The organism is Streptomyces sp. ICC1, from assembly GCF_003287935.1.
Lineage (GTDB): Bacteria > Actinomycetota > Actinomycetes > Streptomycetales > Streptomycetaceae > Streptomyces > Streptomyces tritrimontium.
The window spans coordinates 526,065-550,901 of the sequence record NZ_CP030287.1 but is presented as its reverse complement, the minus strand read 5'-3'; the positions used below and the strand labels follow the sequence as shown (position 1 = coordinate 550,901).

Annotated in this window: 16 protein-coding genes and 1 pseudogene; 2 read left to right on the top strand and 15 right to left on the bottom strand. The window is 71.7% G+C overall.

What is annotated here, in order from left to right; genetic code table 11:
• Positions 1–64: 64 nt before the first annotated feature.
• The 13 genes and pseudogenes from DRB96_RS02580 to DRB96_RS02520 all read right to left on the bottom strand — a co-directional run bounded on the left by DRB96_RS02580 (position 65) and on the right by DRB96_RS02520 (position 19,004).
• Positions 65–4,101 (bottom strand): annotated as a pseudogene (locus DRB96_RS02580) (Rne/Rng family ribonuclease).
• Positions 4,102–4,335: 234 nt separating this feature from the next.
• Entirely contained in the window at positions 4,336–5,127 is a 792-nt protein-coding gene (locus DRB96_RS02575; RefSeq protein ID WP_112453165.1) for a TIGR03936 family radical SAM-associated protein, read from the bottom strand.
• 126 nt (positions 5,128–5,253) lie between these two features.
• Positions 5,254–6,318 carry a hypothetical protein gene (locus DRB96_RS02570; protein ID WP_112446571.1) on the bottom strand — a complete coding sequence of 355 codons (1,065 nt, stop codon included), beginning with the start codon at positions 6,316–6,318 and terminating at the stop codon, positions 5,254–5,256.
• A 114-nt stretch (positions 6,319–6,432) separates the two neighbouring features.
• The gene (locus DRB96_RS02565) at positions 6,433–8,358 is read right to left on the bottom strand and encodes a TIGR03960 family B12-binding radical SAM protein (RefSeq protein ID WP_204357617.1); all 1,926 of its coding nucleotides are present in this window, start codon (positions 8,356–8,358) and stop codon (positions 6,433–6,435) included.
• Positions 8,359–8,429: 71 nt separating this feature from the next.
• Positions 8,430–9,950 carry a CYTH and CHAD domain-containing protein gene (locus DRB96_RS02560; RefSeq protein ID WP_112446569.1) on the bottom strand — a complete coding sequence of 507 codons (1,521 nt, stop codon included), beginning with the start codon at positions 9,948–9,950 and terminating at the stop codon, positions 8,430–8,432.
• Between the two features lie 79 nt (positions 9,951–10,029).
• On the bottom strand, positions 10,030–11,229 hold the full coding sequence (gene rodA, locus DRB96_RS02555; protein WP_112446568.1) for a rod shape-determining protein RodA: 1,200 nt from the start codon (positions 11,227–11,229) through the stop codon (positions 10,030–10,032).
• Positions 11,230–11,243: 14 nt separating this feature from the next.
• Positions 11,244–13,424 (bottom strand): penicillin-binding protein 2, encoded by a 2,181-nt coding sequence (mrdA, locus tag DRB96_RS02550; RefSeq protein WP_112446567.1) that lies wholly within the window; start codon positions 13,422–13,424, stop codon positions 11,244–11,246.
• A 13-nt stretch (positions 13,425–13,437) separates the two neighbouring features.
• On the bottom strand, positions 13,438–14,142 hold the full coding sequence (gene mreD, locus DRB96_RS02545; RefSeq protein ID WP_112446566.1) for a rod shape-determining protein MreD: 705 nt from the start codon (positions 14,140–14,142) through the stop codon (positions 13,438–13,440).
• Positions 14,143–14,154: 12 nt separating this feature from the next.
• A complete protein-coding gene (mreC, locus tag DRB96_RS02540; protein ID WP_112446565.1) occupies positions 14,155–15,096 on the bottom strand; it encodes a rod shape-determining protein MreC in 942 nt (313 codons plus the stop codon).
• A 208-nt stretch (positions 15,097–15,304) separates the two neighbouring features.
• Positions 15,305–16,324, bottom strand: coding sequence for a rod shape-determining protein (locus tag DRB96_RS02535; protein ID WP_112453164.1), 1,020 nt, complete (start codon positions 16,322–16,324; stop codon positions 15,305–15,307).
• A 296-nt stretch (positions 16,325–16,620) separates the two neighbouring features.
• Positions 16,621–17,031 carry a nucleoside-diphosphate kinase gene (gene ndk, locus DRB96_RS02530; RefSeq protein WP_112446564.1) on the bottom strand — a complete coding sequence of 137 codons (411 nt, stop codon included), beginning with the start codon at positions 17,029–17,031 and terminating at the stop codon, positions 16,621–16,623.
• A gap of 103 nt (positions 17,032–17,134) precedes the next feature.
• Positions 17,135–17,485: a DUF4233 domain-containing protein gene (locus DRB96_RS02525; RefSeq protein ID WP_112446563.1), complete on the bottom strand. Its 351-nt coding sequence runs from the start codon at positions 17,483–17,485 to the stop codon at positions 17,135–17,137.
• Between the two features lie 4 nt (positions 17,486–17,489).
• Positions 17,490–19,004: a folylpolyglutamate synthase/dihydrofolate synthase family protein gene (locus DRB96_RS02520; protein WP_112446562.1), complete on the bottom strand. Its 1,515-nt coding sequence runs from the start codon at positions 19,002–19,004 to the stop codon at positions 17,490–17,492.
• 117 nt (positions 19,005–19,121) lie between these two features.
• Between DRB96_RS02520 and DRB96_RS02515 the strand changes: the two genes are divergently transcribed.
• Complete coding sequence (locus tag DRB96_RS02515; protein WP_112446561.1) at positions 19,122–20,186, top strand: rod shape-determining protein; 1,065 nt, start codon at positions 19,122–19,124, stop codon at positions 20,184–20,186.
• On the opposite strand, the gene DRB96_RS02510 is transcribed toward DRB96_RS02515, so the two are convergent.
• A complete protein-coding gene (locus DRB96_RS02510; RefSeq protein WP_112446560.1) occupies positions 20,183–21,331 on the bottom strand; it encodes a histidine kinase in 1,149 nt (382 codons plus the stop codon). The genes DRB96_RS02515 and DRB96_RS02510 overlap by 4 nt on opposite strands.
• 139 nt (positions 21,332–21,470) lie before the next feature.
• Between DRB96_RS02510 and DRB96_RS02505 the strand changes: the two genes are divergently transcribed.
• Entirely contained in the window at positions 21,471–22,064 is a 594-nt protein-coding gene (locus tag DRB96_RS02505; RefSeq protein ID WP_112446559.1) for a vitamin K epoxide reductase family protein, read from the top strand.
• Positions 22,065–22,145: 81 nt separating this feature from the next.
• Here the strand turns inward: DRB96_RS02505 and DRB96_RS02500 are convergent, their stop codons facing one another.
• A complete protein-coding gene (locus tag DRB96_RS02500; RefSeq protein ID WP_112446558.1) occupies positions 22,146–24,794 on the bottom strand; it encodes a valine--tRNA ligase in 2,649 nt (882 codons plus the stop codon).
• Positions 24,795–24,837 lie beyond the last annotated feature (43 nt).

Here is a 24,837-nt window from a genome sequence, read left to right as displayed (position 1 = left end):
TCAAACCGGGTCCCGCAAGGCCGTGGGCCCCGCCTCTCGGCGGGGCCCACGGCGTTGGAGCGGATCAGGCTTCGGTCGGAGCCGAGACGGAGGGCAGCGTCTGCTGCTCGGCCGCCGCGGTCTTCTTCGTCGCCCGCTTCGCAACGGTCTTCTTCGCGGCCGTCTTGGCCGTCGCCGCCTTCTTGGCGACGGTCTTCTTGGCGGTCGCCGCCTTCTTGGCCGGGGCCTTCTTCGCCGCGGTCGTCGTCGCCTTCTTGGCGGCCGTCTTGCGGACCGCCTTCTTGGCGGGAGCCGCCGGGGCGGCCTCCTCGACGACGGCCTCGGCCGGGGCCTCCACCGGGGCCTCCACGGGCGCCTCGACGACCAGCACGGCCGCCTCCGCGCCCGCCGGGGAACCGGCCGGTGCGGTGGCCTTACGGGTGGCACGGCGGCGCGGACGGGCCGGTGCGGCCTCGGCCACGGGCTCCGCCGGGGCCTCCACGACGACCGGCGCGGGCTCGGGCTCGACCTCGGGCAGGGCGACCTCGGCCACGACGGCCTCGGCGACCGGCTCCGGGGCCTGGACGGCCTCGGCCGGGGCACCCGCCGAGGCGGTGGCCTTACGGGTGGCACGGCGGCGGGTGCGGCCCTTGGGGGCCTCCTCCACGACCGGCTCCACGACGGCGGCCTCGACCTCGGGCAGGGCGACTTCGAGGACCTCGACCAGCTCGGCCTCGGGCAGGGCGACCGGCTCGGCGACCGGCTCCGCCACGGGGGCGGGAGCCGGGACAGCCGCACCGCGCGGGGCGCCCGCCGGAGCGGTCGCCTTGCGGGTGGCGCGGCGGCGGTTGCGGCGGCCGCTGACGCCCGCGGCGGCCTCGGCCTCGGCCGGGCTGCCGTAGAGCTCCTCGTCGGCGACGAAGGCCGGCTCGGGCAGCGCGAACGGCGCGGCGACCTCGGCAGCCAACTCGGCCTCGGACTCGACCTCGTAGACATCGCTCTCGGCGGTGTCCACGGCCTCGGTCTCGTGGTCGTGGTCGTGCTCGTGCCCGCCGGCCTGGCCGCCGCGGCGCTTGGAACGCTTGCCGTTGCCACCGCCGCCGACCACGGTCGGGGTCTCCATGTGCACGATCACACCGCGGCCGTTGCAGTGGACGCAGGTCTCGGAGAAGGACTCCAGCAGACCCTGGCCCACCCGCTTGCGGGTCATCTGGACCAGGCCCAGCGAGGTGACCTCGGCCACCTGGTGCTTGGTGCGGTCACGGCCCAGGCACTCCAGCATGCGCCGCAGGACCAGGTCGCGGTTGGACTCCAGGACCATGTCGATGAAGTCGATGACCACGATGCCGCCGAGGTCGCGCAGCCGCAGCTGGCGCACGATCTCCTCGGCCGCCTCCAGGTTGTTCCTGGTGACGGTCTCCTCGAGGTTGCCGCCCTGACCGGTGAACTTGCCGGTGTTGACGTCGATGACGATCATCGCCTCGGTCTTGTCGATCACAAGCGAGCCGCCCGAGGGCAGCCACACCTTGCGGTCGAGCGCCTTGGCGAGCTGCTCGTCGATCCGGTACGTCGCGAAGACGTCGACCTCGGAGGTCCAGCGCGACAGCCGGTCGGACAGGTCCGGAGCCACGTGGTTCACGTAGCCGTGGATGGTCTCCCAGGCGCCGTCACCGCTGACGATGACCTTCGAGAAGTCCTCGTTGAAGATGTCGCGCACGACGCGGACGGTCATGTCCGGCTCGCCGTACAGGAGGCTCGGCGAAGAGGTCGAGATCATCTTCGACTTCTTCTGGATGTCCTCCCACTGGGCCTGCAGGCGCTCGACGTCGCGGCGCAGCTCGTCCTCGCTCGCGCCCTCGGCGGCGGTGCGCACGATGACGCCCGCGTCCTCGGGGACGATCTTCTTGAGGATGGTCTTCAGGCGCGCGCGCTCGGTGTCGGGCAGCTTGCGGCTGATGCCGGTCATCGAGCCCTCGGGCACGTAGACCAGGTAGCGGCCGGGCAGCGAGACCTGGCTGGTCAGGCGGGCGCCCTTGTGGCCGATCGGGTCCTTGGTGACCTGCACCAGGACCGACTGGCCGGACTTGAGGGCGGACTCGATGCGGCGCGGCCCGTGGGCCATGCCGAGCGCCTCGAAGTTGACCTCGCCGGCGTACAGGACCGCGTTGCGGCCCTTGCCGATGTCGATGAAGGCGGCCTCCATCGACGGCAGCACGTTCTGGACCTTGCCCAGGTAGACGTTGCCGACGTACGAGGTGGCTTCTTCCTTGTTGACGTAGTGCTCGACGAGCACGTTGTCCTCGAGGACGCCGATCTGGGTGCGCTCGCCGGCCTGGCGGACGACCATGACGCGCTCGACGGCCTCGCGGCGGGCCAGGAACTCGGCCTCCGTGATGATCGGGACGCGGCGGCGGCCCTGCTCGCGGCCCTCGCGGCGGCGCTGCTTCTTCGCCTCGAGACGGGTCGAGCCCTTGATGGACTGGACCTCGTCGGAGGAGGTGGACAGGGCCTCGACGCGCTCGCGCGCCGGACGCGGCTCGCGGACCTTGACGACCGTGCGCACACCGTCGTCCTCGCCCGCCTCGGCGTCCGTACCGCCGTCACCGCTGCGGCGACGACGACGACGGCGACGACGGCTGGAGCTGGAGCCGAGCGGCCCGTTGTCCTCGTCCTCTTCGGCGTCTTCCTCGTCCGCCTCCTCGGCGGACTCGGTCTCGGCCTCCTCCTCGGCGGACTCGTCGAGGTCGGCGGTCTCACCGCGGCGGCGGCGACGGCCACCGCGACGGCGGCGGCGCGACGGGCGGTCGCCCGACTCGTCGCTGTCGTCCTCGTCGAGCTCGGCTGCCTCGGACTCCTCCTCGACCAGCTCTACGTCGGCCAGCGTGACCGGGCCGGACGGCGCGGCCGGGGCCTGGACCTCAGCGGCGACGGGCTCGGCGGCGCCGCGGCCACGGCGGCGGCGACGGCCGGCGGGCTGCGCGACGGGAGCCTCGACGACCTCGGCCTCGAGCTCGGCGTCCTCGTCCTCCTCGGCCTCGTCCACCGAAGCGGCGGCGGCAGCGGCGGCCATGGCAGCGGTCTCCGGGGTCTGGAACATCGGCTCGGCGAAGACCGGGGCCTGGAACACGGCGACGGCGGGGCGCGCCGCGCGGCGGCCGCCCCTGGCCGGCGCCGGGGCGGCGGGCTCCTCGGCGGGGGCCGCGGCCACGGGCTGCGCCGGGGCGGCGGCCGGGGTCGTGGTGGTACGGGTGGCGCGGCGGCGGCCGCCGCGCTTCGGGGAGTCCACGGCGTCGGCGACGGTGACGGTGGCCTTGCCGGCCGCGGCCGCCGGGGCGGCGGCCTCCTCGACGACGGCTTCGGCGGCGGGCGCCTCGGGGGCGGTCACGGCGCGGGTGGCACGGCGACGGGATCGCGGCGCGGGAGCGGCGGCCTCCTCGACGGCAGGAGCGGCCGGAGCCTCGACCACGACCGGCGCGGCCTCGGCGACCGGCGCCTCGGGGGCGGTCACGGCGCGGGTGGCACGGCGACGGGCACGCGGCGCGGGGGCAGCGGCCTCCTCGACGGCCGGAGCCTCGACCACGGCGGCCGGAGCCTCGGGAGCGGCCGGCGCGGCCTCCGCGACCGGCGCCTCGGGGGCGGTCACGGCGCGGGTCGCACGGCGACGGGTACGAGCCGGGGCGGCGGCCGGAGCGGCCTCCTCGGCGGGAGCGGCCTCGGCAGCCGGGGCGGCGGTTTCGGCGGCGGGCGCCTCGGGGGCGGCCACGGCACGGGTGGCACGGCGACGGGCACGCGGCGCGGGGGCGGCGGCCTCCTCGACGGCGGGAGCGGCCGGAGCCTCGGCCACGACCGGCGCGGCCTCGACGACCGGCGCCTCGGGGGCGGCCACGGCGCGGGTCGCACGGCGACGGGTACGAGCGGGGCGGCGGCCGGAGCGGCCTCCTCGGCGGGAGCGGCCTCGGCCGCAGGAGCCGGAGCGGCCTCGGCGGGCGTCACGGCGCCGCCGGGCGGGCCGGCCGGCCGGGAAGCGGCACGCCGGCGCCTGCGCGGAGGCAGGTTGTCACTCGGGCTGCCGGTGTCGGCGGCTGCGCTGTTGGCGGTGTTGTCGTTTTCGTTGTTGAGCATGCGGGGTTTCTCCCGTCACGCTCCCGGGCGCCGCGGCTGACTTCCGGTCCGGCACGGCTCCGCACGATGAGCGAGGAGCCGGCCTCCGGGGCGCGTTCGCCACACGGGAGCTCAGTTCAATGGCCGCCGGTTCCGTACGTGGTAGTCCGTACGGCCTGGCGGAAGTCTTCAAGTCTGTGCGCGGCCCGACCCAGGTGGCTCCCGAGTGCCAGGGCTGCGCGACGACGACGATCCCTACGCGGAGGGACCTTCCGGCGCCTTCGCGTCGGCGGCTACGGCGGCCGTGGGTGGGGCCGTCGTCGCAGCTTCGCGGTCGGGCGCGAGCGGGTCGGTCACCGTGCCGGACTCCTCATCGAAGAGCCCCTGCGCCAGCCTGGTCACCGCTGCGGGGACCGGCGGCGTTAGGTCGGCCACGGTTCGGAGACCGGACAGGACGTCGTCGGGTCGCACGGCAGGTGTCAGATGCCGAACAACCAGCCGCAGTATCGCACAAGCATTGTCCAGGGGCCTATCAGCCGCCGCGGTGGCCGAAGTGGGAACCACTTCCAGACTGACCACGGCGCCGCGCGTGTCGAAGGTCCGCATGCCGTTCTTGGTGCGGCGCTGGACCTCCACGCTCTCGGCGGCGAGGAAGGCCTCGACGGCCCGCTCGGTGTCCGCGGGCTCCACGCCGTCCAGGCGCAGCTCCCAGACGGAGGCCGTCAGCCGGTCGGCGAGACCGGAGGTGTGGGCCTCCACGGCGTCGATGATGTCGAGGCCGAGCGGCATCGATTCGTCGAGCAGTTCGCGGAGCTTCGCCGGGTCGCGGCGCTCCGCGAGGGCGATCTCCAGGTACTCGGCCTCGCTGCCGGTCCCGGTCGGGGCGGCGTTCGCGTACGAGACGCGCGGGTGCGGGGTGAAGCCCGCCGAGTACGCCATGGGCACCTCGGAGCGGCGCAGTGCCCGCTCGAAGGCGCGCTGGAAGTCCCGGTGACTGGTGAACCGGAGGCGGCCGCGCTTGGTGTAGCGCAGTCGAATGCGCTGCACCACCGGTGCGGGAGGCGGGCCTTCGGGCTGTCGCTTGCCCAGTGGTTCTTCTCCTTGTGCGGGGCTCCGCGCTCGCGCGTCGCCCTGAGGTCTGTGGGGCCTGCCGGCCACGCCGTGCCCGCCGGCTCACCCCTGCGTTTTGTACAGGGGGCTCTCGGGGGCGGGCGCGTCGCCTGCGGCTCTGTTACTACCCAGAGTACGCGCCCGTGACCTCGCCGGTTCCCGGGGCGGGCCACCGAACAGCGCCCTCCGTACGTCGGCCCGCGCCTCGCGGACCGCGAGGCGGGAGGTGTGCCACAGGGCGCGCAGGGTGCGGCCGACGGGGGCGATGGCCTGCCGGTGCACCGCGCGGGCCGCGCGGCGGACGGCGTTCGCGGCGGGAGTGAGCACGTGGCGGAGCAGCCAGGCGGCGGGCCGCACGACGAGCCACCGCCAGATCCGGACGAGCCCGCGCCCCAGCGCCCGGCTCGCGCGGCCCGCGAGGTGCCAGGCGCTGACGAGCAGCCGACCGAGCGGGGCGAGCAGGTAGGCGTACAGCCCCCGGCAGACCGGGGCGAGGACGTACCGCCACAGCGCGGCCCAGGGCCAGACGAACACCGCCATGACCAGCCAGGTCACGACGGCCGCGATCCCCCGGGCCAGCCAGAGCAGTCCGTGCCCGAGCGGGACCAGGAGGTACCGCCACAGCGCCCGCGCCGGCAGGACCACCAGGTACCGCACGCCGCCGGCGACCAGCCGGGCGGTCCCGCGCCCGACCGGCGCGAGCACGTACTCCCAGAGCGGCACCAGCACGTACCGCCACAGCCCGGTCGCCAGCACCCGGCCGGCCCACCCGAGCGCCCGGCCCGCCGGCCGCAGCAGGTAGGCGAGGACGGCCTGCCCCACGGGGACCATGACGTACCGCCAGAGCCCCACCCAGGGCCAATAGAAGACCAGCTTGAGCAGTCCCCCGACCAGCCACCCGATCCCGCGCAGCACCGGCAGCACGGCCTGTTCGTGGAACCAGCGCAGCCCCCGCCCCACCGGTCCGAGGACGCTGCGGTTCAGCAGCCGCGCGAACGCGACGAGCAGGTCCCAGACCACCCGTACGGGCAGCACGATCAGCACGGCCACGATCTTCACGGGGATCCGCACGACCCCGACCAGGCACCCGTCACCCTGCGGCAACGGCTGCGACTTCTCCAGTTCCATGCCCCTAAGGACACACCACGCCCCCGCGCCGTTCCCCGGGGCCTCCCCTTCACATGAATGTGCCCCCCACCGTTCCCGGTGGGGGGCACAGACGGGGCGGGCCTCAGCCCCGGGTCACTTCACCACCGACAGCGGCAGCAGCTTCTTGCCCGTCGGGCCGATCTGGATGCTCGTATCGAGCTGAGGACACACGCCGCAGTCGAAGCACGGGGTCCAGCGGCAGTCCTCGACCTCGGTTTCGTCGAGGGCGTCCTGCCAGTCCTCCCAGAGCCAGTCCTTGTCGAGGCCCGAGTCCAGGTGGTCCCAGGGCAGGACCTCCTCGTAGGTGCGCTCGCGCGTCGTGTACCAGGCCACGTCCACGCCGTGGGCCGGCAGCGTCTTCTCCGCCGCCTGCATCCAGCGGTCGTACGAGAAGTGCTCGCGCCAGCCGTCGAAGCGGCCGCCCGACTCGTACACGGCGCGGATGACGTCGCCGACGCGGCGGTCGCCGCGGGACAGCAGGCCCTCGACGACGCCCGGCTTGCCGTCGTGGTAGCGGAAGCCGATGGAGCGCCCGTACTTCTTGTCCCCGCGGAGCTTGTCCCGGAGCTTGCCCAGGCGGGCGTCCGTCTCCTCCGCCGACAGCTGCGGCGCCCACTGGAACGGGGTGTGCGGCTTCGGCACGAACCCGCCGATCGACACCGTGCAGCGGATGTCGTTCTGGCCGGAGACCTCGCGGCCCTTGGCGATGACGTTGACCGCCATGTCGCCGATCTGGAGCACGTCCTCATCGGTCTCGGTCGGCAGGCCGACCATGAAGTACAGCTTCACCTGGCGCCAGCCGTTGCCGTACGCCGTGGCGACCGTGCGGATCAGGTCCTCTTCCGAGACCATCTTGTTGATGACCTTGCGCATGCGCTCGGAGCCGCCCTCGGGGGCGAAGGTCAGACCGGACCGGCGGCCGTTGCGGGTCAGCTCGTTCGCGAGGTCGACGTTGAAGGCGTCCACGCGGGTCGACGGGAGGGACAGGCCCACCTTGTCGTCCGCGTAGCGGTCGGCCAGGCCCTTGGCGATGTCCGCGATCTCGGTGTGGTCGGCCGAGGACAGGGACAGGAGGCCGACCTCTTCGAAGCCCGTCGCCTTGAGGCCGCGCTCCACCATCTCGCCGATGCCGGTGATGCTTCGCTCCCGCACGGGGCGCGTGATCATGCCGGCCTGGCAGAAACGGCAGCCGCGGGTGCAGCCGCGGAAGATCTCCACGGACATGCGCTCGTGGACGGTCTCGGCGAGCGGGACCAGGGGCTGCTTGGGGTAGGGCCATTCGTCGAGGTCCATGACCGTGTGCTTGGACACGCGCCACGGCACGCCGGAGCGGTTCGGGACGACACGGCCGATGCGGCCGTCCGGCAGGTACTCCACGTCGTAGAAGCCCGGCACGTAGACGCCGCCGGTCTTCGCGAGGCGCAGGAGGACCTCCTCGCGCCCGCCCGGCCTGCCCTCGGCCTTCCACGCGCGGATGATCTCGGTCATGTCGAGCACGGCCTGCTCGCCGTCGCCGATGATCGCGCAGTCGATGAACTCGGCGATCGGCTCGGGGTTGAAGGCCGCGTGGCCGCCCGCGAGCACGATGGGGTGGTCGACCGTACGGTTCCTCGCCTCGAGCGGGATGCCCGCGAGGTCCAGGGCCGTCAGCATGTTCGTGTAGCCGAGCTCGGTGGAGAAGGAGAGCCCGAAGACGTCGAAGTCCCCGACCGGACGGTGGGAGTCGACGGTGAACTGCGGCACCTTGTGCTCGCGCATCAGCTCTTCGAGGTCCGGCCACACGCTGTACGTGCGCTCCGCGAGCACGCCCTCGCGCTCGTTCAGCACCTCGTACAGGATCATGACGCCCTGGTTGGGTAGCCCGACCTCGTACGCGTCCGGGTACATGAGCGCCCAGCGCACGTCGGCGCTGTCCCAGGGCTTGACGGTCGAGTTGAGCTCACCGCCGACGTACTGGATCGGCTTCTGGACGTGCGGAAGCAAAGCCTCGAGCTGAGGGAAGACCGACTCGGTCATCACGCGACTTTCTGAAGCGGGCAGGGGGCGACTCTCAAGCGTACCCCGAGGGCCGGTAGCCCCCCGCCCGAAGATCAGCCGCGCAGCGCCCCCGCCTGAGCCGCGGTTCCCGCCCACACCTCGGGCAGTTCCCGCTCGCGACGGGCGGACAGAGCTTCCTCGCGGGCGTAGAGCACGCCCCAGGTGAAGGCCGACTCCCCCGCGCCGGCCGACTGGACCCCGAGTCCGCGCAGGGCCTCGCGGGCGACGACGCTGTCCTGGTGGTCGCCGAGCAGGTTCTGCACCGCCTTCACCGCCTTGGCCAGGCGCCGCGCGGGCTTGCCGAGGGCGGGCGCCGCCGCCTCCGCCGCGTACCGGGCACGCTTCGCCGCCTTGCGGGCTTCGTGCAGGGCCAGGTCGCGCGGCTCCCCCGGGTCCAGGGCCAGGGCGCCTTCGACCCGGTCGGCGAGGCGCCCGTAGTCGGCGAGGACCGCGGCGGACAGGGCCGTCTCGGCGGGCCGGCCGGCGGCCTTCCGCAGGGGCGGGTCGGCCAGCAGGGCGTCGAGGGCGTCCAGCAGGGCCACGTACCGCCTGCTGTCGAGGGCGGCCAGGGCGGCCCTGCGCGAGCCGGTGCGGCGGGTGGTGTGCCAGATCTTCAGGCGGCCGCCGACCGGGCCCAGCCGCAGGGTGCGCGGGAGCTCGCCGAGGCGGGTCTGGATCCGCTCCAGCAGGACTTCCTGATCGCGGTCGATGCCGAGCTCCGCGGCGAGCCAGCGCAGCTCCTCGCCGACGGGTCCGGTCTCGGCGGGGTCGAGGACGCGTCGGTAGGTCTTGAAGGCGCTGCGCAGCCGCCGGGTGGCGACGCGCATCTGGTGGACGGAGTCGGGCAGGCCGCGGCGGACTGCGGGGTCCTGGGCGATCAGGGTGTCGCGCTGTTCGTGCAGGTACGCGAGGACGTACGCGCCGGTCGCGCCCCCGGCGGGGTCGGGCGGCCCGGGGCGCGCCGGGGGCCGCGCGCCGGTCTCGTCCAGCGCGCGGGCGAGCTTCGAGGGCGCGTCCGAGACGCGCAGTCCGGCCTTGCGGAAGGCCTTCTCGACGGCGTCGAGCAGTTCGGGGTCGATGCCGTCGGCGAGTTCCACCTCGACCTCGGTCCAGGCGGCGGTGGCGCCCTGGCGCTCGGCGCGCACGGCGTCGGTGGACAGTTCCGCGAGGAGGGCTCCGCCGGCGTCCAGGAGATGGCTGACCTTGCGCGAGGACAGGAGCCTGACCTGCGGTTCCAGCGGGGCGTCGCGGAGGCGTGAGCGCAGCAGGGCGGTCAGCGCGGGCGGCACGGTGTCGCTGAGGGGGGTGGTGATCTCGTCGCGGACCCCGGGGGCGACGGGCAGTTTGAGGTGCCAGCCGGCGTCCTTGCCGCCGGTGCGGCGGCGCAGGGTGAGCCCGTCGGCGGCGAGCCGCTGGTCGGGGGTGTCGTAGTAGACGGCGTCGAGGTCGACGGTGCCCTGGTCGGCGACGGCCGCGATGGCGGCCGTGCCCGTCAGGTCCGGCACCCCGCGCCGGGCCTGCTTGACCGTGGAGAACTCGAACTTCCGCTCGATCTCGCGCTTCGTATCCGCCATGAATCGAACTTAGTCCTGAACGGACGGCCACGTGAAGGCGAACGGGGAGAGCGGCCGAAAGCGGCCCCCGGTCGTCCGGTCAGGCCGACATCGGCCGCTGCACCCTGATCGACTGGAGCAGCCCGATGGCCACCCACACGGCGAACATCGACGATCCTCCGTACGAGACGAACGGCAGCGGGAGCCCGGCCACCGGCATGATGCCCAGGGTCATGCCGATGTTCTCGAAGGACTGGAAGGCGAACCAGGCGATGATCCCGGCGCACACGATCGTCCCGTACAGCTCGGTGGTCTCGCGGGCGATGACGCAGGCCCGCCAGAGGATGACGCCGAGCAGCACGAGGATGAGCCCCGCGCCGACGAAGCCGAGCTCCTCGCCCGCGACCGTGAAGACGAAGTCGGTCTGCTGCTCCGGCACGAACTGGCCGGTGGTCTGCGAGCCCTTGAAGAGCCCGGAGCCGGTCAGTCCCCCGGAGCCGATCGCGATGCGCGCCTGGTTGGTGTTGTAGCCGACGCCGGCGGGGTCGAGCTCGGGGTTGGCGAAGGCCGCGAAGCGGTTGATCTGGTACTCGTCGAGGATGCCGAGCTGCCAGATCAGGATGGCGCCGGCGGCGCCCGAGCCGAGTAGGCCGACCACCCAGCGGTTGGAGGCGCCGGAGGCCAGCAGGACGCCGAGCACGATGACGACCATGACCATGACGGAGCCGAGGTCGGGCATCAGCATGACGATGCCCATCGGGGCGGCGGCGAGGCAGAGCGCCTTGACGACCGTGCGGTGGTCGGGGTGGACGAGGTCGCCCGCGTCCACCCGGGCCGCGAGCAGCATCGCCATGCCCAGGATGATCGTGATCTTCACGAACTCGGAGGGCTGGAGCGAGAAGCCGCCGCCGATGACGATCCAGGCGTGGGCGCCGTTGATGGTGGCGCCGAGCGGGGTGAGCACGGCGAGGATCAGCACCACGGAGAGCCCGTACAGGATCGGTACGGCGCCGCGCAGGGTGCGGTGGCCGAGCCAGACGGTGGCGATCATCAGCACGAGGCCGATGCCGGTGTTCATGGCGTGCCGGAAGAGGAAGTAGTACGGATCGCCGTTGTTCAGCGAGGTCCGGTTGCGGGTCGCCGACCACACCAGCAGGGCGCCGAGGAGGGAGAGCGCGAGCGCGGAGAGGAGTATCGGCCAGTCGAGGCGGCGCACCACGGAGTCGCGCGCGGTGAGCTTGGCCATCGCCCCGCGCTCCGGCGCGTACCGGGATACGGAGAACTTGTTCGCGGTCTGCATGTCTGTTTCGGTCCTCAGTCGTGCTGCGCGGGGCGCGCGGCGGGCGGGCCGGCGAGCGCGGGCGGCGCCAGCTCCTCCGGGGACGGCGGCACGTACGGCCGGATCTCGGGGGAGTCGATGGAGCCGTCGGGGCGGATCCTGGGCAGTTTCGCCTCGGGTCCCAGCAGCAGGGCCTTCTTCACGTCCTGCTTGCCGGCCATGTCGAGGCCGTAGATGGCGTTGTAGATGTTGCGGACGGCGGGGCCGGAGGCTCCGGAGCCGGTGCCGCCCTGCGAGATCGTCATGACGATCGTGAAGTCGTCGGTGTAGGTCGCCAGCCACGAGGTGGTCTGCTTGCCGTAGACCTGGGCGGTGCCGGTCTTGGCCCGCATCGGGATCTTGTCCAGCGGCCAGCCGCCGAACCGCCAGGCGGCGGTGCCGCCGGGCTCGACGACCATGCGCAGGCCCTTGTCGAGGTCCCTGACGGTCTGGGCGTCGATCGGCAGCCTGCCGTGGGACCTGGGCTTGATCATCTCGACGTGCTTGCCGTCGGGGCTGATCACCGCCTTGCCGACCGTGGGGTCGTAGAGCGTGCCCCCGTTGCTGATGGCGGAGTACGCGGTGGCCATCTGGATGGGCGTGACGAGGACGTCGCCCTGGCCGATGGCGAAGTTGATGCTGTCGAACGCCTTCAGCTGGTTGCCTTCGAGACAGCTCTCGTAGGCGATCTGCTCGACGTAGGTGCCGCCCTTCTTGCCCTGCTTGCACCAGGAGTCCTTGTTGGCCGCCCAGAAGTTCTTCTTCCACCGGCGGTCGGGGATGCGGCCGGTGACCTCGTTCGGCAGATCGATCCCGGTCTCGGAGCCGAGGCCGAATTCACGGGCGGTCCGGTAGAACCAGTCGTGGGCGTCCTTCTTGGGCTTCAGGCCGCCGTCGCGCTGCCACTCCTTGTGCCCGAGGGCGTAGAAGACGGTGTTGCAAGAGAACTTGAGGGCCTCGCCGAGGCTGATGGGGCCGTGCCCCTTCGACTCGAAGTTCGCGAAGCTCCGGTTGCCCATGCTGTAGGAAGCGCTGCAGTTGTACTTGTCGTCGAAGGCGTAACCGGCCCGCACGGCCGCGCTCGCCGACACCACCTTGAAGATGGAGCCCGCGGGGGCCTGGCCCTGGATGGACCGGTTGAGCAGCGGGTAGTTGGAGTTCTTGCTGGTGAGGTTGGCGTAGTCCTTGGCGGAGATTCCACCGACCCAGGCGTTGGGGTCGTAGTCGGGTTGCGAGGCCATCGCGACGACGCGGCCGGTCTTGGTCTCCATGACGACGACGGCGCCCGAGTCGGCCTCGTACTTGCGGCCGGTGATCTTGTCGGTCTCCTGGCGAACGGTCTTCATCGCCTGCTGCAGCTCGAATTCCGCGACGGACTGGACCCGGGCGTCGATGCTGGTGACGAGGGTGGATCCGGCGACGCCGGGGTCGGACTGGGTCTGGTGCATGACCCGGCCGAGGTTGTCGACCTCGTACGAGGTGACTTGCGCCTTGCCGCGCAGGTACTTGTCATACGTGCGTTCGATCCCGGAGCGGCCCACCTGATCGGATCGCAGGTGCGGCGAGTCGGTGTCCTTGGCCTTCTGGATCTCCTCGTCGGTGACCGGCGAGAGATAGCCGAGCACCTGTGCGGTGCGGGCCCCGGCGGGTGCCGGGTAGCGGCGGACGGCGGTGGGCTCCGCGGTGACGCCGGGAAAGTCCTCCGGGCGTTCGCGGAGCTGCAGCGCCTGCTGCGTGGTGGCTTCGAGCGTGATCGGAATCGGCTGGTACGGGGAGCCGTTCCAGCAGGGCGCCGGGGTCTCGGAGTCGCAGAGGCGGACTTTCTCCATGACCTCCTTGGGGGTCATGTCCAGGACGCCGGCGAGGCGGGTCATGACGCCCTTGCCCCGGTCCTTCATCTTCATCAGCGCCGTGCGGCTGGCGGAGACGACCAGGCGGGTCTCGTTGTCGGCGAGCGGAACCCCGCGGGCGTCGAGGACCGCCCCGCGCACAGCGGGCTGGACGACCCGCTGGACGTGGTTGCTCCTCGCCTCGTGGTAGTACTCGTCGCCGTTGCGGATCTGGAGGTACCACAGGCGCCCGCCGAGGGTGAGCAGCAGGGAGAAGACGAGGACCTGCATGATCACCAGCCGGATCCGCACCCGGGAGGTGCGGCCGGTCTCAGGAATGTTGGTCACGCGGACTCCTCCCTCACAGCTTCTTGACGCTCTTCACACCCTTGATGCCCTTGACGCCCTTTATCCGGCCGGCCCGGTTGGCACGGCTGCGGGCGGTCTTCATCCGCAGGCCGCCGCGCTGGCTGCCGATCCGCAGTCCGGTGCCGCCGGCCAGCCAGCCGGAGGCGATGTCCTTGCCGGCCGGGGGCCCGCCGTTGGCGTCGACGGCCATCGGGTCGTTCTCGGCGCGGCGGGCCAGGGCCATGATGAACGGCACGGTGAAGGGCGCGAGCAGCAGGTCGTAGAGGACCGCGGTGAAGAGCAGTCCGGTCAGGCCCACGTGGCGGGCGGCGGTGTCGCCGACCAGGGCGCCGACGCCCGCGTAGAGCAACGTGGAGGCGAAGGCGGCGCCGACGACGGTGAGCATCGGGCCCCAGGCGGAGCGGAACCGCCCGGTGTCGGGGCGGACCAGGCCGGCGACGTAGCCGATGACGCAGAGCACGAGCGCGTAGCGTCCGGCGGCGTGGTCGGCGGGCGGGGCCAGGTCGGTGAGGAGGCCGGCGGCGAAGCCGATGAGGGCGCCGCTGACGCATCCGTACACGAGTGCGAGGGCGACGACGGTGAGGAGGACCAGGTCGGGGACGGCTCCGGGAAGTCGGAGCCGGCCCAGGATGGAGACCTGGACGACGAGGGCGACGACGACGAGCGTGCCCGAGAGCAGGATCCGGTTGAAGCGCATGGTGGTCGGCTCCTAGTCGTCGGCCGGCTTGCCGGGCGCGCTGGCCGACGGCGTGACCGTGACGGTGACCGTCGGGGTGGGCTTGGGCGCCTCGGGCTTGGGCGGCAGTACGGCGTCGCGCGGGTCCTCGCGCGGGGGCATCACCACGACGCCGACGATGTCCAGGCGCGAGAAGCCGACGAAGGGGCGGACCCAGACGGTACGGGTCAGGTCGCCGCGCGAGGGGTCGACCTTGACCACCTCGCCGATCGGGACGCCGGGGACGAAGGGCTTGTTGCCGCGCGAGCCGAAGGTGACGAGGCGGTCACCTTCGTTGATCTTGGCCTTGCCGTTGAGCATCTGCACGGACAGCGAGCGGTCGCCCTGTCCGGTGGCGAAGCCGAGTTCGCCGGTCTTCTCCAGCCGGGTGCCGACGGTGAAGTCGGGGTCGTTGGCGAGGACCACGGTGGCGGTGTCGGGGCCGACGGTGGCGACGCGTCCGACGAGTCCGTCCCCGTTCAGGACGGTCATGTCACGCTCGATGCCGTCCTTGCTGCCGGCGTCGATGGTGACGGTCCAGGAGAAGCCCTGGGCCGCTCCTATGGCGATGACCTCGGCGCCCTTGATGCCGTACTGCCCGGCGCCCGCCCGCTTGAGCATCTCGTCGAGCTCGCGGATCCGGCTGCGGGTCTGGTCGTCGCTGCCGAGCTTGGCCTTCAGTGCCGCGTTCTCGCGCTCCAGCGAGGCGATGCGGTTGTGCCGCTCGCCGGAGTCCCGTACCGCCCCTATGGCGTTGGCGACCGGGTCGACACCCCTCGCCACGCCCTTCTCGACCGGCCCGAAGACCGCTGCGGCGGCCTGCCGGGCACCGTCGACCGGCGACTCCTCGCCCGTCCTGATGTCCACCGTGATCAATGCGAACGCGATGGCGATCAGAAGCACCAGGAGCAGCCGGCTTTCTCGTGTGTCCCTCACGTGCGGCGGCCGTGCCTTCCTCATAGTTACCTGTGCGGCGAAGCCGCTCCGGTGGAGCCGGGGCTCGCAACGGGCCGTGCGGCAAAGCCGCTCCGGTGGAGCCGGGGCTCGCAACGGACCTTGCCTGTATATCAACGATCCGCCGCACGGGCCCGGTAGCACCCGTACGGCGGATCATTTGTGTTCCACCGGCCGGCGGCGGGGCGACTCAGCGTCGGGGCTGGGCGTCCAGGACCTGCTGGAGCGCCTCGAACTCCTCGACGCACTTGCCGGATCCGAGGGCGACGGAGTCGAGCGGGTCCTCGGCGATGTGGATGGGCATGCCCGTCTCGCGGCGCAGCCGCTCGTCGAGGCCGCGCAGCAGGGCGCCGCCACCGGTGAGGACGATGCCGCGGTCCATGATGTCGCCGGAGAGCTCCGGCGGGCACTTGTCGAGGGTGGTCTTGACCGCGTCGACGATGGCGTTGACCGGCTCCTCGATCGCCTTGCGGACCTCGGCAGCCGAGATCACGACGGTCTTGGGCAGCCCGGAGACCAGGTCGCGGCCGCGGATCTCGGTGTGCTCGTCCTTGTCGAGGTCGTACGCCGACCCGATGGTGATCTTGATCTGCTCGGCGGTGCGCTCGCCGAGGAGGAGCGAGTACTCCTTCTTGATGTGCTGGATGATCGCGTTGTCCAGCTCGTCTCCGGCCACCCGGATGGACTGTGCCGTGACGATTCCGCCGAGGGAGATGACGGCCACCTCGGTGGTGCCGCCACCGATGTCCACGACCATGTTGCCGGTGGCCTCGTGGACGGGCAGGCCCGCGCCGATGGCGGCGGCCATGGGCTCCTCGATGATGTGCACCTGGCGGGCGCCGGCCTGCGTGGACGCCTCGATGACGGCGCGGCGCTCCACTCCCGTGATGCCGGAGGGCACGCAGACCACAACGCGCGGACGGGCCAGGTAGCGGCGCTTGTGGATCTTGAGGATGAAGTACCGGAGCATTCGCTCGGTGATCTCGAAGTCGGCGATTACGCCGTCCTTGAGGGGCCGAACGGCGACGATGTTGCCGGGTGTGCGCCCGATCATCTTCTTCGCCTCGGTGCCGACCGCCAGGATGCCGCCGGTGTTCGTGTTGATGGCGACCACGGACGGCTCGTTCAGGACGATTCCCCGGCCCCTCACGTACACCAGCGTGTTGGCGGTCCCGAGGTCGATCGCCATGTCACGGCCGATGAACGACATGTAGTTCCCCTTGTTCCCCATGAGGAGCGTCTGGCCTTCCAGTTGATAGCGGCTGCTGTCAGGTCGGCGAGGTGGGTGTGTGGGTGGAGGCCCCATCGTAGTGCCGCAAGTACGGACACCGCGCGACGGGACTCCGGCAAGCCCGCCGGAATGGATACCCGCCCCCTTAGTGGTGACGTCGTGTCCTGTCGATGCGTTCCCGGATATGTCCGGTAATACCAAAGGGCGACCGAAATTACTTCGGTCGCCCCAGGTCATGAGCGCTATTCGGCTGATGTTGCGTCAGTGAAGAGTGATCACAGCGCGGGGAAGAACAGCTTCAGCTCGCGCTCCGCGGACTCCTCGGAATCCGAGGCGTGGATCAGGTTCTCCCGGGTGACGGTGCCGAAATCGCCCCGGATGGAACCGGGTGCCGCGGCGATCGGGTCGGTGGGGCCGGCCAGCTGGCGGACACCCTCGATCACGCGTTCCCCTTCGACGACCAGGGCGACGACGGGACCGCTCGCCATGAAGCCCATGAGCGGCTCGTAGAACACCTTGCCCTTGTGCTCGCCGTAGTGCGCCTCCAGGGTCTCCTGGTCCAGCGTGCGCAGCTCCAGCGCGGCAATGGTCCAGCCGGCCTTCCGCTCGATGCGGCCGACGATCTCGCCGATCAGGCCGCGACGGACGGCGTCGGGCTTGAGGAGGACGAGCGTGCGCTGGGTCATGTGGGTAACTCCTTGCGGCATACGGGTGCGGTCCGACGAGGCTACAGGGGACCGGGACCCCGCCGGGGCGGGGCCTTCGCGGGCCCCTTCCCCGAGCGTCCGGCTACGCCTCGGTCCGGGCTTCCGCCTGGGCCGCCCAGCCCGCCTTGATCGTGTCGATCCTGCGCCCGTAGTGGACCGAGCACCACCACAGGCCCGCGAACACCGCGCCCAGGAAGAACATCGTCGGGACCACGAAGCCGCTCAGGATCAGGCCGATCTGCAGGGCCCAGCCGATCTGCACGGCACCCGGCCGCGACAGCATCCCGCACAGCAGGACCGACAGCAGCATCACGGCCCCGCACACCGACCAGACCGCCGCCTGGCCCAGGTCCGGGTCCTTCATGGCCACCAGACCCGCGAACCCCACCACGAAGAACTCGCCGATCAGCGTCGAAGCACACAGCGTGCGCATTCCCTCAGCCCCTCTTCAGCAGCAGGCGGGCCTCGCCCACCGTGATCACGGACCCGGTCACCAGGACCCCGGCCCCTCCGTACTCCGCCTCTTCCTCCGCCAGGGTGATCGCCGCCTCCAGGGCGTCGTCCAGCCGCGGCTCCACCTGCACCCGGTCCGACCCGAAGACCTCGATCGCGACGGCCGCCAGGTCGTCGGCGGACATCGCCCGGTGGCTGGTGTTCTCCGTGATCACGACCTCGGCGAAGATCGGCTCGAAGGCCTCGAACAGCCCCCGCGCGTCCTTGCCCTCGCTCGCGCCCACGACCCCGATCAGCCGGCTGAAGCCGAAGGCCTCGGTCACCGCCTCCGCCGTGACCAGCGCCCCGGCCGGGTTGTGCGCCGCGTCCAGGACCACCGTCGGACTGCGCCGCACGACCTCCATGCGGCCCGGCGAGGTCACCGAGGCGAACGCCTTGCGCACCGTGTCCGCGTCCAGCACCCGCGCGTGGTCCGCGCCGACCCCGAAGAAGGCCTCGACCGCGGCCAGCGCCACCGCCGCGTTGTGCGCCATGTGGGCGCCGTGCAGCGGCAGGAAGATCCCGTCGTACTCGCCGCCCAGGCCGCGCAGCGTCAGCTGCTGCCCGCCCACCGCGACCTCGCGGCTGACGACGCCGAACTCCATGCCCTCGCGGGCCACCGTCGCGTCGACCTCGACGGCCTTCTTCAGCAGCACCTGCGCCGCGTCCACCGGCTGCTGCGCCAGGATCACGGTGGCGCCCTGCTTGATGACCCCGCCCTTCTCCGTGGCGATCTCACCGGGCGTGGAGCCGAGCCGGTCCGTGTGGTCCAGGCTGATCGGGGTGACCACCGAGACCGCGCCGTCGATCACGTTCGTCGCGTCCCAGGTGCCGCCCATGCCGACCTCGACCACGGCCGCGTCCACCGGGGCGTCCGCGAAGGCCGCGTAGGCCATGCCGGTGAGGACCTCGAAGAACGACAGCCGGAACTCCTCGGCCGCGTCCACCATCTCCACGTACGGCTTGATGTCGTGGTAGGTCTCGACGAACCGCTCGGCGGTGATCGGCGCCCCGTCCAGGCTGATCCGCTCGGTGACCGACTGCACGTGCGGGCTGGTGTAGCGGCCGGTGCGCAGCTCGAAGGCGTTCAGCAGCGACTCGATCATGCGGGCGGTGCTCGTCTTGCCGTTGGTGCCGGTGACGTGGATGGAGGGGTACGCGCGCTGCGGCTCGCCCAGGACGTCCATCAGCGCGGCGATCCGCGTGACGGACGGCTCCAGTTTGGTCTCGCCCCAGCGGCCGGCCAGCTCCTCCTCCACCTCCCGCAGCGCCTCGGCCACCTCGGGATCGGCGGGCACGTCGGGCACCGGCTCGCCCTGGGGTGGACCGGACTGCGCGCGCAGGGTCCGGCTGCCCGCAGCGATCACCGCCAGGTCGGGGTCGCGGTCGGACTCTTCCGCCACGATCTGGTCGAACTCGTCGAAGCGGTCATCGTGGCTCTCGGGCTGCTGCTCACTCACGGGACCAGTCTACGGACGAAGGCCGCCAGGACTTTCGGCCCGGTCGCTTCAGGACCTTCGGCGGCGAATGCGACCGGATCGTTATGCAAGCCTTGCGGGCAGGAGATAGGGGAATAAATGCCGCAGGCGCGCAGTGAAAAAACGGGGCCCGACAAGACACCTTCCAGCCGCGACATAGGGATCGACCTGGGCACCGCCAACACCCTCGTCTACGCACGCGGACACGGAATCGTCCTCAATGAGCCGTCCGTGGTGGCGGTCAGGGCCGGCACGACCACGGCCCTCGCCGTCGGCAAGGAAGCCAAGGAGACCATCGGCCGCACCCCCGGCTCCATCACCGCCATCCGCCCGCTGAAGGACGGCGTGATCTGCGACTACGAGGCCGCCGAGGAGATGATCCGGCACTTCGTCCGCAAGGCCGTCCCCGGTCGGCGGGTGCGCACCCGCATGGTGATCTGCGTTCCGTCCGGGGTCACCCCGGTCGAGCGGCGGGCCATCGTGCACGCCTCCACCCGGGCCGGCGCCAAGACCGTCCACCTCATCGAGGAACCCATGGCCGCGGCGATCGGAGCCGGGCTGCCGGTGTCCGAACCGCGCGGGTCGATGGTCGTAGACATCGGCGGCGGCACCTCGGAGGTCGCCGTCATCTCGCTGGGCGGCATCGTCACCTCCCAGTCGCTGCGGGTCGGCGGCGACCGGCTGGACGCCGCGATCATGGACTACGTCCGCAAGGAGCACGCCCTGCTCATCGGCGAGCGCACCGCCGAGGACGTCAAGGTGGCCATCGGCTCGGCCTGGCCGGTGCCCGACCGGCCGGAGCTGGAGACCCGCACCTTCACCGTGCGGGGCCGCGAGAAGGTCGGCGGCATGCCCAAGACCCTCGAGCTCGGCGCGGCCGACGTGCGGGCGGCCCTCGACGAGCCCGTCGAGGCGATCATCGCCGCGGTGCGCACCACCTTGGAGGAGTGCCCGCCCGAGCTGTCCGGCGACGTCATGGAGCACGGCATCGTCCTGACCGGCGGCGGCGCGCTGCTGCCCGGCCTGGACCTGCGGATGGCCTCCGCGACCGGGATCCCGGTCTTCGTCGCGGACAACCCGCTGGACTGCGTGGCCCTGGGCTCGGGCCGGTGCGTGGAGGACATGGACACGCTCAGCAGCCTGCTGGCACCGGCGAAGGCCTAGCCCTTCGGGAGGGTGGCGACGACCTCGTACGCGTCGTCCGTGCGCGTCGCCGTCAGGGTCCCGCCCAGGCTGCGCACGCGTTCGGACATGCTCGCGGTCCCCGAGCCCGCCGAGACCGGGGCCCGGGTCGGGTTGCGCTCCGGCAGCCCGTTGCTCACGGCGATCCGCAGCTGCGGCCCGTCCGCCGTGATGGACACCTCGATGGTCTCGCCGCGGGCGTGCTTGGCGGCGTTGGTCAGGCACTCCTGCACCACGCGGTAGACCGCCGCCTGCCGCAGCGGCGACAGCCCGTGCACGTCCGGATCCAGATGGAGCCGTACGGGGGAACCCGCGCGCCCGCTCTCCTGCGCGAGGGCCGCCAGCCCCTCCACGCCCGGGGTCGCGGCCCGCTCCCCGCGCTGCACGATGATCTCGTTGAGCACCAGGTGGGCCCGGCGGGCGGTGTCGGCGAGCTCTTCGAAGTCCTTCGCGTACGCCGTCTCGCGCGCCCGCATCGACAGCACCTCGGAGCGGACGGTGAGCAGGGTCAGCTCGCGCCCGACGAAGTCGTGGACGTCGCGGGCGACGGAGGTCCGCTCCTGCTGGACGGCCTGCAGCACGGCGGACTCGGCGCGCCGGGTGTCCAGCTCGCGCACGAGGTCGTGGCGGTAGGCGGCGATGCCGACGGCCGAGGCAAGGACGCCGATGGGCACGACGAGGCTGAGGAAGGAGCTGAGCGTCTCGGCCCGCGGCTCGGACCAGCCGGGCACGGCGAACGCCACCAGCGCGAAGGCCACGTACCCGAGGGTGGCCAGGACTCCGGCGCGGCGCCCCCGGTAGCGGCCGACGGAGTACAGGGCGAACTGGATCAGGGTGAGCTCGTGCAGCCAGCCGATGAAGAGCAGTGCGGTGAGGTACGCCACCCAGGGAGCGCGCCGCCGCACCAGCAGGCTGAGGCAGCCCGCGGCGAGCACGACGGCGGCGAGCGGGCCGGTCAGGGAGTTGTCGGCGGCGGCCAGACCCGGCAGGTCCAGCGCCATCAGGGCGAAACACCCGCTTGCCGTGAGCATGTCCATCGCCCGCGGTGACCCGGCCCAGCTCCCGGTGAAGCGGCGGCCGGAGGCCGCGGCCCAGTGGAGCGCCGAGGCGACGGGCTTGACGTGCATGCCACCCATCATCCGTGGTCACCGGACCGGATCCGCGACGGCGCCGCCCCGCGGCCAGTGACATACGGCACTTCGGATGTGTCCGGACATGGCCGGATGGCCCTGCCGCCGCGGCACCCCGTTTCGTAGCGTGAAAGGAATGAGCCCCCGAACCAGCCCCGGCAAGATCCCCGGGCATCCCGGCCCCGACCGCCCCTCCCCGGGGCTCCCGCTGCTCCTGCTCATCGGCGGCGTGATCGGCACGCTGGCCTCCGGCATCCTCACCTACGACCGCATCCGCACCCTGGAGGACCCGCTCTTCACCCCGGGCTGCAACGTCAACGCGGTCCTGAGCTGCGGCGACGTGATGACCACCTGGCAGGGCAACCTGCTCGGCTTCCCCAACATGCTGCTCGGCATCGCCGGCTTCGCGGCGCTCGCGGGGCTGGGCGCGGCCCTGGTGGCCGGCGCGGTGTTCCCGCGGTGGCTGTGGCGCGGGCTGTGGGTGGGGATCGCGGGCGGCTTCGCCTTCACGCTGTGGCTGATCAGCCAGTGCCTGTACGTGATCGGGGCGCTGTGCCCGTGGTGCATGGTCGTCTGGGCGGTGGTCATCCCGCTGTTCTGGTACGTCACCCGCCACCTGGCCCCGGCCTGCTCCCGGCTGCGGGCGCTCCCCCACTGGCTGGTGCCGCTGGCCGCGTACGGGGTGCTCACCGCGCTGATCCTGACGGAGTTCGGCGAGCGGCTGCTGTGACGCCGGGCCCCTGACGGGGAACAGATACCGCGAAGGCCCTCACGTCGACCGACGGCGTGGGGGCCTTCGCATGCGCGCTGCCTAAGCGGCGGGCAGGGTGTCCAGCTGGACCTTGAGCCGGGCGATGTCGGCCTCGGCCTTGGTCAGACGGCCCTTGATCTTGTCCACGACGTTGTCGGGGGCCTTGGCGATGAACGCCTCGTTCCCGAGCTTCGCCTCGGCCTGCTGCTTCTCCTTCTCGGCGGCGGCCAGGTCCTTGCTCAGCCGCTTGCGCTCCGCCTCCACGTCGATGGTGCCCGACAGGTCGAGCGCGATGGTGGCTCCGCCGACCGGGAGGGTCGCGGTGGCGCTGAAGTCGTCACCCTGCGGCTGGAGGCGCAGCACCTGGCGGATGGCGGCCTCGTGGGCGGCCAGCGCGGTGGCCGACAGGTCCAGGCGGGCCGGGACCTTCTGCTTGTCGTCGAGGCCCTGCTCCTTGCGGAACCGGCGGACCTCCCTGACCAGGCTCTGGACGGCCTCGATCTCGGCCTCGGCGGCCGCGTCGCGGAAACCGCCCGGGGCGTCAGCCCCAGGAACGGACACAGCCTTCGGCCAGTCGGCGATCACCAGGGACTCGCCGCCGGTCAGCGTGGTCCACAGCGTCTCGGTGACGAAGGGGACCACCGGGTGCAGCAGCCGCAGCATGACGTCGAGGACCTCGCCGAGGACCCGGCCCGAGACCTTGGCCTGCTCGCCGCCCGCGAAGAAGGTCGTCTTCGACAGCTCGACGTACCAGTCGAAGACCTCGTCCCACGCGAAGTGGTAGAGGGCGTCGGCCAGCTTCGAGAACTGGTAGTCCTCGTAGTACGCGTCGACCTGCGCGACCGTCTTGTTCAGACGGGACAGCACCCAGCGGTCGGTGGCGGACAGCTCCTCGACCGGCGGCAGCTCGCCCTCGATCGTGGCGCCGTTCATCATCGCGAAGCGGGTGGCGTTCCAGATCTTGTTGGCGAACTTGCTGGAGGCCTGGACCCAGTCCTCGCCGATCGGGACGTCGGTGCCGGGGTTGGCGCCCTTGGCCAGGGTGAACCGGACGGCGTCGGAGCCGTACTTGTCCATCCAGTCCAGCGGGTCGACGACGTTGCCGGCGGACTTCGACATCTTCTTGCCGCGCTCGTCGCGGACCAGGCCGGTCAGCGCGATCGTCTTGAAGGGCGCCTCGCCGTCCATGGCGTACAGGCCGAACATCATCATCCGGGCGACCCAGAAGAAGATGATGTCGTGGCCGGTGAGCAGGACGTCGGTGGAGTAGAACTTCTCCAGGTCCGGGGTCTTCTCCGGCCAGCCCAGCGTCGAGAAGGGCCACAGGCCGGAGGAGAACCAGGTGTCGAGGACGTCGGTGTCCTGGACCCAGCCCTCGCCGGTGGGCGCCTCGTCGTCGGGTCCGACGCAGACGACCTCGCCGGCCGGGCCGTACCAGATCGGGATGCGGTGGCCCCACCACAGCTGGCGCGAGATGCACCAGTCGTTGAGGTTGTCGACCCAGTCGAAGTAGCGCTTCGACATCTCCTCGGGGTGGATCGAGACCCGGCCGTCGCGCACCGCGTCGCCGGCGGCCTTGGCCAGCGTCTCGACCTTGACCCACCACTGGAGGGACAGGCGGGGCTCGACGGTGGTGGAACAGCGCGAGCAGTGCCCGACGGAGTGCATGTACGGACGCTTCTCGGCGACGATCCGGCCCTGCTCGCGCAGCGCGCCGACGACCGCGGAGCGGGCTTCGAAGCGGTCCAGGCCGAGGAAGGGGCCGTGGACGGTGATGACGCCGCGCTCGTCCATGATCGTCATGTTGGCCAGGCCGTGGCGCTGCCCGATCGCGAAGTCGTTCGGGTCGTGCGCCGGGGTCACCTTGACGCAGCCGGTGCCGAACTCCGGGTCGACGTGGGTGTCCGCGACGACCGGGATGGAGCGGTCGGTGAGCGGCAGCTTGATGAGCTTGCCGACCAGGTGCTTGTAGCGCTCGTCGTCCGGGTGGACCGCGATGGCCGTGTCACCGAGCATCGTCTCGGCACGCGTGGTCGCGACGACGAGCGTGTCGTCGCCCTCGCCGTACTTGATGGAGACGAGCTCGCCCGCGTCCTCCTGGTACTCCACCTCGATGTCGGAGATGGCCGTCAGACAGCGGGGGCACCAGTTGATGATGCGCTCGGCACGGTAGATGAGCTCGTCGTCGTAGAGCTTCTTGAAGATCGTCTGGACGGCCTTGGAGAGGCCCTCGTCCATGGTGAAGCGCTCACGGGACCAGTCGACGCCGTCGCCGAGACGGCGCATCTGGCCGAGGATCTTGCCGCCGTACTCTTCCTTCCACTGCCAGACCCGCTCGACGAACTCCTCGCGGCCCAGGTCGTGGCGGGACTTGCCCTCCTCGGCGAGCTGCTGCTCGACCTTGTTCTGGGTGGCGATACCGGCGTGGTCCATGCCGGGCAGCCACAGCGACTCGAAGCCCTGCATGCGCTTGCGGCGGGTCAGGGCGTCCATCAGCGTGTGCTGGAAGGCGTGCCCCAGGTGCAGGGAGCCGGTGACGTTCGGCGGCGGGATGACGATGGTGTACGCGGGCTTCTCGCTCGCGGCATCGGCCGTGAAGTACCCACGCTCTACCCAGCGCTCATAGAGCTTCCCCTCTACCTCGGCCGGCGCGTAGGCAGTCGGCAGTTCGGAGTCGGGGCGGCTGGGTGTCTGCGTGTTCTCGGTCACGAGCCACAGTTTAGAGCGGTAACAGTCCAGTCATGAAACCGGC

Coding starts and splice junctions, on each gene's coding strand:
- DRB96_RS02560 (WP_112446569.1), bottom strand. CDS start 9,950: ATGGCGGATACGAAGCGCGAGATCGAGCGGAAGTTCGAGTTCTCCACG.
- DRB96_RS02570 (WP_112446571.1), bottom strand. CDS start 6,318: ATGGAACTGGAGAAGTCGCAGCCGTTGCCGCAGGGTGACGGGTGCCTG.
- ndk (WP_112446564.1), bottom strand. CDS start 17,031: ATGACCCAGCGCACGCTCGTCCTCCTCAAGCCCGACGCCGTCCGTCGC.
- DRB96_RS02505 (WP_112446559.1), top strand. CDS start 21,471: ATGAGCCCCCGAACCAGCCCCGGCAAGATCCCCGGGCATCCCGGCCCC.
- DRB96_RS02525 (WP_112446563.1), bottom strand. CDS start 17,485: ATGCGCACGCTGTGTGCTTCGACGCTGATCGGCGAGTTCTTCGTGGTG.
- DRB96_RS02535 (WP_112453164.1), bottom strand. CDS start 16,324: ATGTCGTTCATCGGCCGTGACATGGCGATCGACCTCGGGACCGCCAAC.
- DRB96_RS02515 (WP_112446561.1), top strand. CDS start 19,122: ATGCCGCAGGCGCGCAGTGAAAAAACGGGGCCCGACAAGACACCTTCC.
- rodA (WP_112446568.1), bottom strand. CDS start 11,229: ATGCAGACCGCGAACAAGTTCTCCGTATCCCGGTACGCGCCGGAGCGC.
- DRB96_RS02510 (WP_112446560.1), bottom strand. CDS start 21,331: ATGCACGTCAAGCCCGTCGCCTCGGCGCTCCACTGGGCCGCGGCCTCC.
- mreD (WP_112446566.1), bottom strand. CDS start 14,142: ATGCGCTTCAACCGGATCCTGCTCTCGGGCACGCTCGTCGTCGTCGCC.